This window comes from Mesorhizobium argentiipisi (SeqCode) (assembly GCF_037179585.1).
In the GTDB taxonomy this organism is placed as follows: domain Bacteria; phylum Pseudomonadota; class Alphaproteobacteria; order Rhizobiales; family Rhizobiaceae; genus Mesorhizobium; species Mesorhizobium argentiipisi.
In genome coordinates this window covers 152,379-168,038 of the sequence record NZ_JAPYKO010000006.1, presented here as the reverse complement: position 1 = coordinate 168,038, position 15,660 = coordinate 152,379, and the positions used below count along the sequence as shown (strand labels likewise).

At 63.2% G+C, this 15,660-nt stretch carries 17 protein-coding genes and 1 tRNA gene; 9 read left to right on the top strand and 9 right to left on the bottom strand.

Features of this window, described 5'->3' with window-relative positions:
- Positions 1-9 precede the first annotated feature (9 nt).
- From O7A05_RS11845 to O7A05_RS11830, 4 genes are read right to left on the bottom strand one after another with little or no spacing between them, the layout of a single operon-like run.
- Complete coding sequence (locus tag O7A05_RS11845) at positions 10-783, bottom strand: enoyl-CoA hydratase/isomerase family protein (protein ID WP_337093277.1); 774 nt, start codon at positions 781-783, stop codon at positions 10-12.
- A complete protein-coding gene (locus O7A05_RS11840; RefSeq protein ID WP_337093276.1) occupies positions 776-2,377 on the bottom strand; it encodes an acyl CoA:acetate/3-ketoacid CoA transferase in 1,602 nt (533 codons plus the stop codon). Before O7A05_RS11840 ends, O7A05_RS11845 begins: the two co-directional genes overlap by 8 nt.
- Positions 2,374-3,390: a Gfo/Idh/MocA family protein gene (locus O7A05_RS11835; RefSeq protein ID WP_337093274.1), complete on the bottom strand. Its 1,017-nt coding sequence runs from the start codon at positions 3,388-3,390 to the stop codon at positions 2,374-2,376. The genes O7A05_RS11840 and O7A05_RS11835 overlap by 4 nt, the downstream gene beginning before the upstream one ends.
- Positions 3,387-4,430, bottom strand: coding sequence for a LacI family DNA-binding transcriptional regulator (locus O7A05_RS11830; protein WP_337093273.1), 1,044 nt, complete (start codon positions 4,428-4,430; stop codon positions 3,387-3,389). The genes O7A05_RS11835 and O7A05_RS11830 overlap by 4 nt, the downstream gene beginning before the upstream one ends.
- A 242-nt stretch (positions 4,431-4,672) precedes the next feature.
- On the opposite strand from O7A05_RS11830, the gene O7A05_RS11825 reads away from it, so the two are divergent.
- The 3 genes from O7A05_RS11825 to O7A05_RS11815 are packed head-to-tail and all read left to right on the top strand — an operon-like array spanning position 4,673 to position 6,998.
- Positions 4,673-5,827, top strand: a complete 1,155-nt coding sequence (locus O7A05_RS11825) for a dihydrodipicolinate synthase family protein (RefSeq protein WP_337093272.1) — start codon at positions 4,673-4,675, stop codon at positions 5,825-5,827.
- A 16-nt stretch (positions 5,828-5,843) separates the two neighbouring features.
- Positions 5,844-6,674 carry an SDR family NAD(P)-dependent oxidoreductase gene (locus O7A05_RS11820; RefSeq protein WP_337093270.1) on the top strand — a complete coding sequence of 277 codons (831 nt, stop codon included), beginning with the start codon at positions 5,844-5,846 and terminating at the stop codon, positions 6,672-6,674.
- A gap of 30 nt (positions 6,675-6,704) precedes the next feature.
- Positions 6,705-6,998: a DUF1330 domain-containing protein gene (locus O7A05_RS11815; protein WP_337093269.1), complete on the top strand. Its 294-nt coding sequence runs from the start codon at positions 6,705-6,707 to the stop codon at positions 6,996-6,998.
- 826 nt (positions 6,999-7,824) lie between these two features.
- Here O7A05_RS11815 and O7A05_RS11810 read toward each other — a convergent pair.
- Entirely contained in the window at positions 7,825-8,106 is a 282-nt protein-coding gene (locus O7A05_RS11810) for a hypothetical protein (protein WP_337093268.1), read from the bottom strand.
- A gap of 303 nt (positions 8,107-8,409) precedes the next feature.
- Here O7A05_RS11810 and O7A05_RS11805 point away from each other — a divergent pair, with 303 nt between their 5' ends.
- Both O7A05_RS11805 and O7A05_RS11800 read left to right on the top strand, forming a co-directional pair.
- The gene (locus tag O7A05_RS11805) at positions 8,410-8,718 is read left to right on the top strand and encodes a hypothetical protein (protein WP_337093267.1); all 309 of its coding nucleotides are present in this window, start codon (positions 8,410-8,412) and stop codon (positions 8,716-8,718) included.
- A gap of 50 nt (positions 8,719-8,768) precedes the next feature.
- The gene (locus O7A05_RS11800; protein ID WP_337093266.1) at positions 8,769-8,891 is read left to right on the top strand and encodes a hypothetical protein; all 123 of its coding nucleotides are present in this window, start codon (positions 8,769-8,771) and stop codon (positions 8,889-8,891) included.
- Positions 8,892-9,154: 263 nt separating this feature from the next.
- Here the strand turns inward: O7A05_RS11800 and O7A05_RS11795 are convergent.
- Together O7A05_RS11795 and cpdR are read right to left on the bottom strand one after the other, a co-directional pair.
- Positions 9,155-9,229 (bottom strand) — tRNA-Val (locus O7A05_RS11795).
- A 127-nt stretch (positions 9,230-9,356) separates the two neighbouring features.
- A complete protein-coding gene (cpdR, locus tag O7A05_RS11790) occupies positions 9,357-9,719 on the bottom strand; it encodes a cell cycle two-component system response regulator CpdR (RefSeq protein WP_006199474.1) in 363 nt (120 codons plus the stop codon).
- 151 nt (positions 9,720-9,870) lie between these two features.
- Here cpdR and O7A05_RS11785 point away from each other — a divergent pair, with 151 nt between their 5' ends.
- Together O7A05_RS11785 and hisN are read left to right on the top strand one after the other, a co-directional pair.
- Positions 9,871-10,827, top strand: coding sequence for an N-formylglutamate amidohydrolase (locus O7A05_RS11785; protein WP_415926994.1), 957 nt, complete (start codon positions 9,871-9,873; stop codon positions 10,825-10,827).
- A 356-nt stretch (positions 10,828-11,183) separates the two neighbouring features.
- Positions 11,184-11,957 carry a histidinol-phosphatase gene (gene hisN / locus O7A05_RS11780; RefSeq protein WP_337093264.1) on the top strand — a complete coding sequence of 258 codons (774 nt, stop codon included), beginning with the start codon at positions 11,184-11,186 and terminating at the stop codon, positions 11,955-11,957.
- 12 nt (positions 11,958-11,969) lie between these two features.
- Here hisN and O7A05_RS11775 read toward each other — a convergent pair whose 3' ends face one another.
- The gene (locus tag O7A05_RS11775; RefSeq protein ID WP_337093262.1) at positions 11,970-12,926 is read right to left on the bottom strand and encodes an alpha/beta hydrolase; all 957 of its coding nucleotides are present in this window, start codon (positions 12,924-12,926) and stop codon (positions 11,970-11,972) included.
- 513 nt (positions 12,927-13,439) lie between these two features.
- Here O7A05_RS11775 and O7A05_RS11770 point away from each other — a divergent pair.
- On the top strand, positions 13,440-13,907 hold the full coding sequence (locus O7A05_RS11770; RefSeq protein WP_040997220.1) for an Hsp20 family protein: 468 nt from the start codon (positions 13,440-13,442) through the stop codon (positions 13,905-13,907).
- 135 nt (positions 13,908-14,042) lie between these two features.
- Positions 14,043-14,795 carry a sulfite exporter TauE/SafE family protein gene (locus O7A05_RS11765; protein WP_337093261.1) on the top strand — a complete coding sequence of 251 codons (753 nt, stop codon included), beginning with the start codon at positions 14,043-14,045 and terminating at the stop codon, positions 14,793-14,795.
- Here O7A05_RS11765 and O7A05_RS11760 read toward each other — a convergent pair.
- A complete protein-coding gene (locus tag O7A05_RS11760) occupies positions 14,792-15,655 on the bottom strand; it encodes an MBL fold metallo-hydrolase (protein ID WP_337093260.1) in 864 nt (287 codons plus the stop codon). The genes O7A05_RS11765 and O7A05_RS11760 overlap by 4 nt on opposite strands.
- Positions 15,656-15,660: the final 5 nt, after the last annotated feature.

The following is a 15,660-nucleotide window of genomic DNA, read 5'->3' as shown; positions in this document are numbered from 1 at the left end:
ATGTCTTCTCTAGGATCTCGAAAAGGCCGGCTTCTGCTTGGCCTTGAATGCACTAACGCCGGCTTTGAGGTCGGCGGTCAGCGCCATGAAGCCGCTGGCCAGCGCCTCGGTCGCGGCGGCGTTTTCCTCGCCCTCGGCGATGCCGATCATCAGCTTGGCGGCCTCCGTGGCCAGCGGGCCGCGCTCGGCGATTTTTTCCCCCCAGGCCCTCGCTTCCTCGAAGGCCTTGCCTGTTTCGACCAGCCGGTCGACGACTCCGTGCGTCAGTGCCTCGGTTGCCAGGAAAATTTCGCCGCCAATCGCCATCCGGCGCACAATCTGTACACCGAAGCGGCGAACGGCGCGCTGCGTGCCGGACCAGCCGGGCACGACGCCGATGGAGGTTTCGGGGAAGCCGAGCTTCACCTGGGGTTCGGCGACGCGGAAATCGCACGCCGCGGCCAGTTCCAGCCCGCCGCCCAGCGCATGGCCGGACAGCACCGCGATGGTCGGTTGCCTGAGCCGCGCCAGCCGGTCGAAGACGCGGTGGCCGTAGCGGACCCATTGCACCTGGAAATCGGCGGCGCTTAATCGTCCCCAGGCCTCGACGTCGCCGCCGGCGCAGAAGCCCTTGCCTTCGCCGCGGATCAGCACGGCGCGGACGTCCTCGGCCAGTTCCGCTTCGTCAAGCGCCGCCTCGAGCGCGCGCAGCATCGGGACGTCGAGCGCGTTGAACTTTTCCGGCCGGCGCAGCGTGACGATGCCGATGGCGCCGTCCCGCTCGAGGGTGACAAGCTCAGCCATGCGCGCCTCCGAGCGAAGCGCCGCCATTGAGCGACAGACCGATCGGTCGGTCCTGATAGAGCGCCGCAGGCGTGATCTTGAGGTCGTTCGCCACAGCGAGCGGGATCTCGGCCTGCGCCAGCACATCGCGCTCGAGATCGATGCTGGGCGCCAGCTCCGTCACCATCAGCCCGTCCGGCGTAAGCTTCATCACGCAGCGCTCGGTGACATAGGTGATGTCCTGGCCTTGCGCGACGGCGCGTTTTCCCGAGAAGGAGATGTGCTCGACCTCCTGGACCACCTTCTTGACCTTGCCTTCCTGGTCGATGCGGATCCCGCCATCCGCTAGCGAGAGTTTCGCGCCGGCGTTGAAGAAGCCGGAAAAGACGATCTTCCTCGCTCGCGCGGTAATGTCGACGAAACCGCCGGCGCCGGCGGTCACATGCGGCCGCGCCGAGAGCTTCGAGACGTTGACCGAGCCATGCCGGTCGATCTGCAGGAAGGAGAGCAGCGAGGCGTCGAAGCCGCCGGCCTGGAAATAGATGAATTGGTGCGGCGAAGGCATGATCGCCTCGGCATTCGAGGCGCAGCCGAACTTGAAGTCGAGCAATGGCACGCCGCCGACCGCGCCCTGCTCGATCACCCAGGTGACCTTGCCGTGCTGGCCTTCCTCGAGAAGGATGCGCGGCACGTTGGCCGAGATGCCGAAGCCGATGTTGACGGCCATACCGTCGCGCAATTCCATGGCGACGCGGCGCGCGATGACCTTCTGGATATTCATCTCCGGCGTGCGGAAGGTCGACAGCGGCCGGAAGATCTCGCCGGAGATCGCCGGGTCGTAAGGGGTCTGCGTCGTCTGCAACTGGGCGGGCGCCACCACGATATGGTCGACCAGCACGCCCGGCACACGCACGTCATGCGGTTTCAGGGTGCCGTTTTCGACGACGCGCTTGACCTGCGCAATCACGATGCCGCCATTGTTGCGGGCAGCCAGCGCCTGCTCCAGGCCACCGAGATAGGCGCCCTCATGCTCGTAAGTCAGGTTGCCGCGCTCGTCGGCCGTGGTGGCGCGAATGATCGAGATGTTGGGCACGATGGCGCGGAAATAGAGCCATTCCTCGCCGTCGAATTGCTCGATCGAGACGATCGGCTCGCTGGCCGCCGCATTCATGGCGCAGCCCTGGTGACGCGGATCGGCAAAGGTGTCGAGGCCGACCTTGGTCAGCACGCCCGGCCGCTTGGCGGCCGCCTCGCGATGCATGTCGAACAGGATGCCGGAGGGCACGTTGTAGGCGGCGACCGAATTGTCGCCGATCATCTTCCAGATCTGCGGCGGCTCGGCGGAGGAGGGGCCAGACGGATAGGAGCCGCAGAGCGTGCGCTTCAGCAGGCCGGGCTTGGCGAGATGGTCGATGCCCTTGATGCCGTACATGTCGCCGGCGGCGATCGGGTGCAGTGTGGTGATCCCCTTCGGATGGCCGTCCGCGTCGAAGCGCTCGCCGATCGCGGCAAGCACGGCGTCGGGGCAGCCGAGCCCGCTCGACGACGACACCGAGACGACCATACCATCCTTGATCAGGCTGGCGGCATAGGCCGCCGAGACGAGCTTGCTCACGCGAGGGCCCCAAGTTGCGGGTCGATAGCGACGGCCTTGCCGGTGTTCGACGATTGCAGTGCTGCTTCGGCCGACGCCAGCGACCAGACGCCGTCCTCTCCGGTGGCGGCAGGCTGGCCTTCGCCGCGGATCGCGGCATGGAAATGGCGCAGCGAGCGGGTGTAGAGGTCCTCGCGCTCGAAGCTCAGCTCTTCCTCGCCATTCGCGGTGCGCAGCAGGACGGAACCGACCGGCTTCTGGGTCATCACATTCGTGGCGATCAGTGAGCCTTCCGAGCCATGCACCTCGAAGCCGGTGCCGGCGAATTTGGTGGTGAAGCCCTCATGCGACTGCGCGATGACGCCGGACTTGAAGCGCCAGATGCACATGGCGCCGTCCTCCAGGCCGCCGGATGCCATCCCGGCCGACTGCGTGAAGGCGGAGATCTCGACCGGATCGTCGCCGAGCACGAAGCGCAGCGTGTCGGCATCGTGCACGGTGATGTCGAGCACCACGCCGCCGCCGGCTTCGGGCTTGGTTATGCGCCAACCCTGCAGGTTTTCCGGCAGATAGACGGAGTGGAAGACGCGCGCCGCGATCGGCTTGCCGATACGGCCGGCGGCGATCGCCTCCCGCATGGCGCGGTGCGCGCCGGCATTGCGCAAATGGTGGTTGGTGCCGAAGACGATGCCGGCGGCTTTCGCGGCGACGACCATCTCACGCGCATCGGCGCTGGTCAGCGCCAACGGCTTCTCGCATAGCACATGCTTGCCAGCCTTGATGGCGGCCAGGCCCTGCTCGAGGTGCAATTCGTTGGTGGTCGAGATATAGACGGCGTCGATGTCCGAGTTGAGCAGTGCGTCGAGAGACGAGACGGCGCGTGCGATGCCGTTTTCCCTCGCATAAGCCTCCGCGCGCTCCGGATTTGAGCTCATCAGTGCGATGACCTCGCCATCGGCCTGCGCGCGGATGGCATCGATCATGAACTGTCTGGCGATCGTGCTGGCGCCGATCAATCCCCATCGTACGCTCATGCCGCGTCTCCCAGCTGGCTATTGCGGTCCGGACCGCTGCTTTCGCGAACGACGAGGCTGACGGCGCCGATATGATCCTCGGCGCGCGTGGTGCGCGACTGGATCATCTTCAGCATGACGTGGGCGGCCCGCTCGCCGAGGCCCGCAGTATCGACGGCAACGCTGGTCAGCGCCGGGCTGTAGTGCTCGGCCTCGGCGACATCGTCGAAGCCGACGACGGCAAAGTCCGTTCCCGCCTCGAGGCCGCGTTTGCGCAATGCCAGCATGGCGCCGAAGGCAACCGCATCGTTGAAGCAAAGCGCCGCCGTCGGTGGCTGTGTCGTGGCAAGCGCAGTCTCCAGGCAGGCCATGCCGCCCTTGCGGCTGGTCTCGCCCTCGACGATCAGCCGGTCGGAGGCCGGAATGCCGAGCGTTTCGCAGGCTGTGAGGAACCCGCCTAACCGCTGGTGATAGACAACAAGGTCGGACGAGCCACCAAAGAACGCAGGGCGGCGATGGCCCCTGCGGATCAGATGCTCGGTGGCAAGCACAGCGCCGCGATGATTGTCGGGCGCGATCACCGGGATGCGGCTTTCAGGCAGCCGGCGCATGGTAAAGGCGATCGGCACGCCGGCCGCCTCGATGCGGCGGAAGGCGCCCGGCGTGGTGCCGCGCGCCGGAGAGACGATGAGGCCGGCTACACCCTGCTCCATCAGCGACTTCAGCACCTCTTCCTGGCGCACCGGGTTTTCGGCCGTGTTGGCGATGAATGGCACGACGCCTGCCGCCTGGAAGACGCGCTCCATGCCGACGGCAAGCTCGGCGAAGAACGGGTTGGTGAGATCGTTGATCACCATGCCGATGACGTTGGAATGGGCCTTGCGCAGATTGGCGGCGCCGCGGTTGTAGACATAGCCGACATCCTCGATCGCTTTGCGCACCCTGGTCGCGGTTTCAGGCCGGATCAGCCCGCTGCCCTGCAGCACGAGCGACACCGTCGATTTGGACACGCCGGCCTCGCGGGCGATGTCCAGGATCGTCGCCTTGGCCCGGCTGGCCATCCTCGTCGCGCCCTCCGTATTTTGAGCAAATTTTATTGGAACGTTCTAATCATCGATCCAAATAGGAGTCAATCGCGATTCCATTGGAGATTCGAAAAATTGATTGAAGCGTTCAAAACTCCAACGAATGCAACGAGTCCACCTAGGGAGACGCAGTGCTTCGCCGGCTCGGGTGACTTGAACCATAAAGCTTCTTGATTTATTGGAACGTTCCATTTATAGCACCGCGACGGGAGAGTTCCATGGACATCATCTTGCCTGCGGCAAATGGCGACCGGGTCAGCTACCGGCTCGTCGGCAAACCGGCCGAACCGATCAAGGATGCGCGTTTTTCGCGCATCGCCTATGCCGCCGCCCATGTCGTGGCCGACCCCATCGCCATGACCAATCCCTGGTCGCGGCCTGCGGTCGACTGGGACCGGACCATGGCGTTCCGCCATCATCTGTGGCGGCTCGGCTTCCGCATCGCCGAGGCCATGGACACCTCTCAACGCGGCATGGGTTTCGACTGGGCGAACGCCAAGGAACTGATCCGCCGCTCGATCGCGGAGGCGAAAACGGTGCCGGGCGCGGATCTCGCATCGGGGGCGGGGACCGATCACCTGGCGCCGACGGCGACCAGGACGCTCGACGACGTCATCCGCGCCTATGAAGAGCAATTCGCCTTCATCGAAGGCGAGGGCGGCAAGGCGATCATGATGGCGAGCCGCGCGCTGGCGGCAGTGGCAAAGGGGCCGGACGATTATGCCCTCGTCTATGACCGCATGCTCTCCCAGGCGTCAGGCAAGGTCATCCTGCACTGGCTGGACGACATGTTCGATCCGGCGCTCAAGGGTTACTGGGGCAGCAACGATTTCGATACCGCGCTCGACACGGTCGTCGCCATCATCGAACGGCATGCGGGCAAGGTCGAGGGCATCAAGATATCGCTGCTCGACGCGGAGAAGGAAGTGCTGCTGCGCGACCGGCTGCCGAAGGGCGTCGTGATGTTCACCGGCGACGATTTCAATTATCCAGAGCTGATCGCCGGCGACGGCAAGAGGCATTCGCACGCGCTGCTCGGCATCTTCGACGCCATCGCCCCGGTCGCCAACGCTGCGCTGGCGAAGCTGGCGGAGGGCGACAAGGCCGGTTACGACGCGCTGATGGCGCCGACCGTGCCGCTGTCGCGCAAGATATTCGAAGCGCCGACAGAATACTACAAGGCCGGCATCGTCTTCATGGCCTGGTTGAACGGGCATCAGGACCATTTCACCATGGTCGGCGGCATGCAGTCGGCGCGCGGCATATGCCATTACGCGGATGTCTTCCGGCTCTCCGACCAGGCCGGCCTGCTGGCCGACCGCGAGCTTGCTACCGCCAGGATGAAGACCCTGCTGGCGATGGCGGGCATCTAGTCAGACCTACGGCGGCTTGCTCTGGCTGAGCGTGGGCTTTGGTTCTTATCTGCAAAACGATCGATCCAAACGGGGTGAGCAGATGGAAGTTCCAGGTTTGAAAGGCCGAGTAGCAGTCATTACCGCGGCCGGCCAGAACATCGGCAAGGCCGTCGCCCTGGCGTTCGCCCGAGCGGGGGCGCACATCGTCATAACCGGCGGCAGCGACGCGACCAAGATCGAGGCGGTCGCGGACGAGGCGCGGTCTTTCGGTGTCGAAGCGATGGCATTCGTCTGCGACGGCGCCGACGAGGCCGCCATGAACGCCCTGGTCGAGAGAGCGGTGGCAGAACTGGGTGGCGTCGACATCGCGATATCCTGCGTCGGGATAAGACCGCACCAGCCGATCGACGAGATTACCCTTCAGGACTGGCAGAAGGTGATCAACACCAACCTCGGATCGGCTTTCATCCTGACGCAGGCGGTGCTTCCTCACATGCGCAGGAGAAAGTATGGCCGCCTGCTTTACATGGCGGGCACGGATGCGCTTTTCCCGCTGGCGAACAGAGCGCATGTCGTCGCCGCGAAACACGGCATGCACGGCCTGGCAAAGGCCGTGGCGCTGGAATGCGGGCCGGACGGGGTGACCGCCAATAGCGTCGCCCCGGGCTGGCTGGACACGGACCGGAACGCAGCCTGGTATCCCGATCTCGCGGAAACCTACGAGCATGTGAAAGCCACGCTGCCGCTAAGGACGCTGGGGACTGCCGAAGACGTCGCCAATGCCTGTCTCTATCTCGCATCGGACATGGGCAAGTTCGTCACCGGACATTTGTTGCACATCAACGGCGGCGAGTTCATGGTGTAGGCCGGCAATCATCAGGGAGAGCGCTTCAGCGTGAAGGGATACTGGCTCATCGTCGGAACCGAGATTTCGGACCAGGAGGCGCAGGCCGAGTACAGCCGCCTCTGGAAGCCGATCGGCGAAAAATACCAGGCACGAACCAACACGACAAAGCAGCTGCCTCTGCTCGTCGAGGCGCGCGATGCCAAGCGCATGGTCCTTGTGGAATTTCTGTCGCTGGAGATCGCCAAGGCCTGTTACGCGGACCCGGATTATAAGGAAGCCATGCGCTTCGCGCTCAAGGCGTCGAATCGCGTGCTCGTGATGTTCGAAGGGGATCTCGGATAGTCAGCGCGCGTAGCGCCGCTCCGGGGGGCTGGCGCCCTTCGTTGCCGACAAGGCGCCCAGGCTGAATTAGCTGGCCAGACATACGATACCCGGCCTGCGGGAAGTCGGGGGACTAGGGCAGACAGGCCGGGCCCTTACCCCGGATTGCTGCGCGGGGCAGGCGAATATTATGCTCCAATTGGCGGGTTTCTGCATCAATGATTTTAGTGACAATTAATGAAATTAGGCCGCGCACAAGAAAGCCCGCCGACAGAGGCCTACGGGCTGTTCAGCGAGGGGATCAAATATTAAGACTATTAAGACGCTGTACCGGTCCATGTCAGGGTTCAAAGGCCATGACCAGTTCGCCCTGTCGGTGCACACATACGATGGCGCATCCTACAGCATCACGATCAACGTAAAGGTCGAGTAGCACAATTCGCTTCCCCGGAGGGGCACCACGGCCACCACCCGCCCGTTCACCATCGCCGCGGACGCACCTTAAACCCTATCGATCCCGTCTCAACCTACATCGCCGCGACCGACGCCGTGATGTTCACCATCGCAGTCTGGCGCTGCGGGCAGCGCGATTATGATTGGGATGGCAGCAAGCGCTCTTATGGCCGTGCTGCTCGTGCCGCGTGAGTTCAGACGAGCCCCGTCATATGGTTGAGCAACATTACGCAAGCCGCGTGCCCGGCCACGAAACCAGTGGAAAGGCATAGAAATTTATATCAATGCATGGATGCTAATTTAGCCTCCTCTTTGGCCGACTCATCCCTACCGAGTCGGTTAGGCCCGGCGGTTCAACCCAACGCAAACCCCAACGCGGAACTGTCGGGCCGCTCTACGGGGAAGGCGTCCAGCCCTTGCGCTGCTCCGGCGTTAGAGCGTGATTAGTGAACTGGAGGTTCCGGTCCTCCCGGCCGGCGGCTCGGCACTCGTGGCAGTAGATCACCTTGACCAAGTCCCAGTGCATGCAGGACTGATCCGGGCCAAGCCGGTTAGCTAGCTCATCGACATCTAAAAGAGCGCGCCGCTTGCACGTCAGGCAGCTCACCGACAGGCCAGTCCCGGCTGCCAGCTTCTTGCCAAGCGTGTCTTCAACGAAGGGGTACTTATTCGACATTGGCGATCCTCATGACTGGGGTCGCCGCACCATTGGAATATATTCCTCTGCACCGACTGATCGGCAAGAGTGCAGGCAACAAAAAACCCGCTGTGGAAAAACCACAGCGGGCTCTTTGCCGGGCCTCCCAGGGAAATCGCATCCCAGTGTGGGCCTGTTTGCGATAACACCCCACCCGACGCGACGCGCCGGGAAGGGAGGCAGCCCGAGCGCGCCGTCGTCTGCTTCATCAACTTCACGCCTGGTCTGATGTTCCATTAGCAGATGCTTGACTAAGCCGCTTCCCGCTCCAGACTCATCCCGATGGCAAAGGGCTCTTTCAACATTGGCGATGAAGTCGCCATCACAGCGACGGTGCGCAGGCGGGTGACAAAAGATTGGGTAAGCGTCTCTATCCCGTCCTACAATCAGCCGCATTCCATTGTGGACCGGACATCGAAGGTGAAGCATGGCCAGCCGATCGAGCTTCGAGGCGACGTGACCCGGGTCGATGGAGACAAAGTGACGGTCAATCTCGGTGTTCCGGTCACCGTCGACATCGCAACGGTCAAACTCGTGACAGCTTATGTGCCGCCCAAGAGAAAGACGCCGCTGATCGACAAAGCAACCTAGGCCCCGACTGCTGAGGTTGGTTCGTTCCCGAAGCCGGCGGAGTCACTACAATGACGCCGGAAATCGGCGAAGCGCCGCTGACGTTGCGCGAAGCCTGGGAAGTCTTCTTCACACTCGACAAGGTGTACGGGCATCATCACGTCGATTTGCAGAAGAACGCTGCGGAGGTCTAGCGGAGCTTTCTAGACGGTCCGGCTTCCGGGGCGGCTTCCTTGATCATGCTGGCGAGTTGCTTGCGGAGGGAATTGCCTTCCAGTTGCCTTCCGTCATAGCCTCACGTCGCAACCGCTCGCGCAATCCGTATAGATCCACGATGTCTCCCGAGCGGGCGAGTTCGAATGCGCGCTCAAGGGTCGTTTTGTTCGGGTCCATTAGCCGCCAATCAACCGGGTTTCTGTGCCAATCGGCACAAGGCTTAGCTAAGCTATTGGAAGGATGGTGGGCGTGACAAGGATTGAACTTGTGACCCCTGCAATGTCAATGCAGTGCTCTCCCGCTGAGCTACACGCCCATCCGAAGCCGCGCATACACCATTTTTGATCCGGCGCGTCAATAGCGGGAATGTGGAAAGACGGCTTCCGTTTGTCGCATCGGCGAAGTCCCTGCCGATGCAATCCTCGATGCAGGCCACAGATGGCTCAGGCGGCCTGCAGCATCTTCTCGACCTCGTTGACGAGATCGCGCAGGTGGAAGGGCTTCGACAGCACCTTGGCGTCCTTGGGCGCCTTGGAATCGGGATTGAGCGCGACCGCGGCAAAGCCGGTTATGAACATCACCTTGAGGTCCGGGTCGATTTCGGTGGCGCGGCGGGCAAGCTCGATGCCATCCATCTCCGGCATGACGATGTCGGTCAAAAGCAACGAAAAAGGCTCCTCGCGCAGCCGCTCATAGGCGCTGGCGCCATTGTCAAAGTCGCTTACCTGGTAGCCGGCGCGTTCCAGCGCCTTGACGAGGAAGCGGCGCATATCGTCATCGTCTTCCGCCAGCAGAATGCGTGCCATCATGTCCCGTCCGAATCACCCGCCCCAAGCCTGCCGCCGGGCAAGGCCGTTAACCATCCTGTATATGAGGTGGAGCCGGTAAACATCAAGTGAATGAAGGACATCCCAGATGTGGTTCGGCGCGCGGTTTCCACCGCCTGAAATGCTGGACATGCCGGGCGCAAGGTGGCAAGTTTTGCGTCATGATGCAGTGCTGTTTCCTGGTTCGTACAAATTGAAGACGGCAGCCGAGGATTTTTCGGTCGTTCCACCCTTCGAAATCCGATCGGGCGCCGAACAGCGCGTCCCCTTCCTGTTCAACTCACCGCATAGCGGCCGCCACTATCCGGAGCGGTTCCTGGCCATGGCGCGGCTCGACCGCAACGCCATCCGCCGATCGGAGGACTGCTATGTCGAAGAGCTTTTCGGCGGCGCCGTGCCGCTCGGCGCGCCGCTGCTTTCGGCCAATTTTCCGCGCGCCTATCTCGACGTTAACCGCGAGCCCTGGGAACTCGATCCACGCATGTTCGCGGAGCCGGTGCCGTCCTTCTGCAACATCCGCTCTGCGCGTGTCGCCGGCGGGCTGGGCACTGTGCCGAAGCTGGTCGGCGAGGGGCTCGACATCTATCCCGGCCGGCTGCCGCTGGCCGAGGCGGTCGGACGCATCGAAGCGGTGTACAAGCCTTATCACGAGACGCTGAAGCGGCTCCTGACCAGGACGCATGCCAGGTTTGGCTATGCCGTGCTGATCGACTGCCATTCGATGCCGGCCTCGATCCGCGTCGGCGACAATGGCGTGCGGCCCGACTTCATCATCGGCGACCGGTTCGGCATCTCGGCCTCGCCGGCGCTCACCGAAATGGCGATCAGCCTGCTTGTCGGCATGGGCTACACGGTCGCGCACAACAAACCCTATGCCGGAGGCTTCATCACCGAGCATTATGGCAGGCCGGCGCGGCATCTGCATGCGTTGCAGATCGAGGTCAATCGCGGGCTTTACATGGACGAGCGGACATTCCAGAAATCGGCCGGCTTCGACGCTTTGGCCGATGACCTGACCCGCTTCTCGGCCGACCTGATGTCGATGCCCGACCATCATTTCGTCGATTTGCCGCTCGCGGCCGAATGACGGCGCGGTCGCGGTGCCGAGTTCTTATGAACGCAATTCCGGACGGAAAACCGCGTCACACTTTTCCTGGAATTGCTCGAAAAAAAGACCGCGTCGTTTTCACGACACGGTCGAAGTCTAGGGAGGAAACGCCCAAGGAGGGCATGGACAGGAAAACCTGTCCGATAACAAAATTATTGTGCGTCGCACAAATGTCAATCGACATCGGGTTTTTTTAATTCAATATGATGTGGAAATTCCGCTTCGGCGGTTCAGATGTGGCATTCGGGCAACAGAAAGCGGGCGCCTGACCGGTCTACAGGGCGCCCGTTCTGCGAGAAAGAGCGGCTGGCAAGAGCCGCGATGGGGAGAGCGACTTGGATATCAGCACCGATTTCATGCGGCGCATCGCGCATGCCGCCGCCGCGGAAACCTTGCCGCGCTTCCGCAGCCAGGGAACGGTCACCAACAAGCTTGCGGGAAGCTTCGATCCGGTCACGGAGGCCGATCGCGAGGCCGAGCGCGTGATCCGCACGCTGATCTCCTCCGAATATCCCGAGCATGGCATTCTCGGCGAAGAGCATGGCAGCCAGAACCTCACCAGCCGGCATGTCTGGGTGATCGACCCAATCGACGGCACCCGCGCCTTCATTTCCGGCATACCGGTCTGGGGAACGCTGGTCGGGCTGACCGTCGATGGCGACGCGGTCGCCGGCATGATGTCGCAACCCTTCACCGGCGAGCTGTTCTATGCCAACGCATCCGGGTCGCATTACGAAGGCCCGGGCGGCCCGCGCCGGCTCGCGACCCGCAAGACGACCGGGCTCGCGCAAGCGACGCTGTTCACGACCACGCCGGCCCTGTTCAAGGGCGATGCGCGCAAGCGCTATGACCAGTTCGAGACAAGGGTCCAACTCGCCCGCTACGGCACCGATTGCTACGCCTTCGCCATGCTGGCGGCCGGCAGCATCGACATCGTCGCCGACCCGGGCCTGAAGCCCTACGATATCGTAGCGCTGATCCCGCTGATCGAAAAGGCCGGCGGCGTCGTCACCACTTTCGAAGGCGGGCCGGCTGAGAAGGGCGGCGATATACTGGCGGCCGCGACCCCGGAACTGCATGCGGCGGCGATGGCGGCGCTGCGCGGCTGAGCGGGCGCGCGCTCAGAGAGCATCGCCGGTGCCGGGAATGAAGGCGTCGAAAGCGGCCAGGAGCTGCTCGCGATATATGTCCTTCTCCTGCAGGATTTCATGCTGGGCGCCGTCGATCATCAACAGCGAGCCGACGCGCAGTTTCCTCGCATAGGCTTCCATCGCCTTGGTCGAGACCACCCGGTCGGCGCCGGCGGCGACGATCAGCATCGGCACCTTGATCCTTGCCATGAAATCCGGATCGGAGATGGCTTTCGCGGCCGCGGCTGCCGCCTTCAGCCAGCGGATGGTCGGGCCGCCGAGCGCCAGCTGCGGCCAGGCCTCGTAGATGCCGACATTGCGCCGGTAGCGTGCGGGATCCGAGGTCACCTTGTTCACCTCGAAAGGCGGCGGCACTTTCGGCTGCGGACCGAGCGCGGCGTAGAGCCGGCCGAGACCCAGCGCGCAGAAGATCGCGCAGACGCGTCGCACCGTGGCGATCGAGACCGGCAGGTCCGGCACCTCCAGAAAAGGCGTCAGCAGCACCATGCGCCGCACCCGGTTGGCCATGGACGGCGAGGCAAGCAGCGCAATCACAGCCCCGGTCGAGTGGGCGAGGATGTAATAGGGGCCTCGGCAGTCGGGCAGCACGATCTCCTCGAAAAATTGCTCGAGGTCGCGCGTATAGTCGCGGAAGCTGCGGACATAGCCGCGCTGGTGGTCACGCAGCAGGCGGCTGGAATCGCCCTGGCCGCGCCAGTCGAGGATGGCGACGCCGAAACCGCGATCGGCGAGATCGCGGATGGTCTCGAAATATTTCTCGATGCATTCGTTGCGCCCGGTCAGCAGAACCACCGTGCCCTGCAACGGACGGGCGACCGCGGCGAAGACGCCGTAGCGGATCTTCTTGCCGTCAGGCGTGGTGAAGAAGCCGCCCGCGGCATTCTGCGGCGGGGGATTGTCCTCGGTCAGATGGAAAAGATCCGTCATTCGGCGTCGTTGCTTTTCTTTGCCCGGACGGGCGAGGCGTCGGCATGGTGATAGACGGCCAGCCGGCAAAAGCAAAGCGTTGCGAGGATCTACGCGGCAACCCGCGAAGAGGAAGGCCGGAAGTGCCTGCGGCGCACTTCCGGCCTCGTCGATCCGGGAGGAAGGGACGTTGCACCCGGTTCGGCCTCGTCGCGGCGCAGGTGAAGGCGCCGCTTGTCTCTCTGTCTTGAGGCAATTCCGGACGGAAACCGCTTCGCGCTTTTCCCGGAATTGCTCGAGCTTGACCAAAGCATAGCGACGCCTGGCTGAACGGATGCCGAAACCGTGGTTCATCCACCATTCATCAACGTGGCTGCATTGCGACCGCCATGAAAGCCTTGAAATGGCTTTTTGAGCTTCCCAAATGAAGGTTGCGGCCGCCGATTGTCGGGGCCGCTGGCCTATCCGGAACGCCTTGCGAGGGTTTCGCACCGGGTCATACGCAAACCATGTTGCTCAACAGGAGAACACCTTATGCGTCACGTTGATTTTTCCCCGCTTTATCGTTCGACCGTCGGCTTCGACCGGCTGTTCACCATGCTCGATTCGCTGGGCCAGCCCGAGACCGCGCAGACCTATCCGCCCTATAACATCGAGCGCACCGGCGAGAACGCCTATCGCATCTCGATGGCCGTTGCCGGCTTCTCGGAAGACGAAATTTCGATCGAAGCCCATCGCAACGTGCTGACCGTCAAGGGCGAGCGCAAGGAAGAGAACAACAGCGAGGGTTCGGAGCTGCTTTATCGCGGCATCGCCTCGAGGTCCTTCGAGCGCCGCTTCCAGCTCGCCGACCACGTCGAAGTGGAAGGCGCCACGCTGAAGAATGGCCTGCTCTTCGTTGACCTCAAGCGCAACATTCCCGAGGAGCTGAAGCCGCGCAAGATCGCTATCACCTCGTCCTCGGACAAGGCCAAGCAGATCGAGGCCAAGGCCGCCGCGTAATCCGCGGGGTCCATCCGTAATACCAGTCTCCTCCCGAGACGAAAGCGGCGCCGCGAGGCGCCGCTTTTTATTGTGCCACCGGCAACAAGCCTTTCTGGCTCTTTTGAAGCATGCAGCGGCGGATCATGAAGGACCATGTCCGATTTTTCCCTGCTGTTGACGGCCACCGTCGCAATCACTTTCCTGCTCGCCGGTATAGCCAAGGGCGTTACCGGCATGGGCCTGCCGACACTGGCCACGGGCCTCCTGGGCACGATCATGCCGCCGGTGACAGCCGCCTCGCTGCTCATCGTTCCGTCCTTCGTCACCAATGTCTGGCAGCTTTTCGCCGGCCCGAGTTTTTCCGCGATCCTGCGCCGGCTCTGGCTGATGATGGCAGGCATTCTCGCCGGCACGATCATCGGCGCTCGGCTGCTCGCCAGCGACAACGTCAAATGGACGACGGCAGGTCTCGGCGCGGCGCTCATTCTTTACGCTGCCTATACATTGGCGGCGCGGCAGCCGTCGGTTCCAGAGAGGACAGAGCGCTGGTCTTCGCCGGCCGTGGGCTTCCTCACCGGCCTGGTCACCGGCGGCACCGGTGTCTTCGTGGTGCCTGCCGTTCCTTATATCCAGGCGCTCGGCTTGAGCCGCGACGATCTCATCCAGGCGCTCGGTCTTTCCTTCACCGTGTCGACGATCGCCCTGGCGCTGGGTCTCGCCTCGCATGGCGCGTTCGACGCCGGACATCTGGCGACGTCCTCGCTTGCGGTGCTGCCGGCCTTGCTCGGCATGTGGCTGGGGCAGGTGCTGCGCCAGAAGATCAGTCCGGCTACTTTCCGCCGCTGGTTCCTGGTTTTTCTGATCCTGCTCGGCGTCGAGCTGTTGCTGCGGCCTTTCCTCGCCTAGCGATCGGCTTTTGCCGCGAGAACAGCTGCGACGTTCTGCCGGTGAACGGCTTCGTATGGCGCGAAATGTTCGGCGGCCGTCGCGGCGAACATATCGGCGCCGAAAGACTTCAGGTCCTGTCTTGCCAGGTCCGGATCATGCCGGCAGGCAAGCAGCTTTCGGATATAGGCCTGTGTGGCGGCGATGAGGCTTCTGTCATAGCCGCCTGCTTCGATTGCCGGCAAGGAACCGTGATTGGGCAGGATCCGGTCGAACTGCCAGCCGGCCATGCGCTCGAGTTCGACCAGATGTTCGCTCAGGCGTTCCGGTTCCGAGACATAGGTGACGGAGTCTTCCAGCGTGTCGCCCGCCAAAAGCAGGCCGGCGTGGGGCATCAGCAGCACCGTGCCGTCATGGCTGTGGATTTCGACCTGGCGCAGTTCGATCGGGATCGCTCCCACCGTCAGGCGGAGGCTGCCGTCGAACGTCCTGTTGGGCAGCACCAGTGGCTTGATCGGCGGATTGCCGCCTTCGATATCAGTCCGGCCGCGTTCGAGCGCCGCGGCGGTCAGGCGGTTGGCGATGATCTCGCAATCCTTAAACACCTCGTTGCCGGCGATATGGTCGTCATGCCAGTGGCTGAGCACGACGCGTATCGAGGTCACGCCCTCGAGGGTCCGCCGGATGAAGCGGGCATGGGGCAGGGAGATGTGCGTGTCGTAGACAAGCGCCTGCGAGCCGTCGGCGATCGCATAGGTGCAGATGCCGAGCGTGTAGGCGCCGTCGTCGAGCCAGTTCGGCTCGTCCGACCAGATGCGGACGCCATCGACGCGGCCGTCATAGAAGCCGAGCACATTCGGTGCCGGACGGACCAGCAGCATGGTCG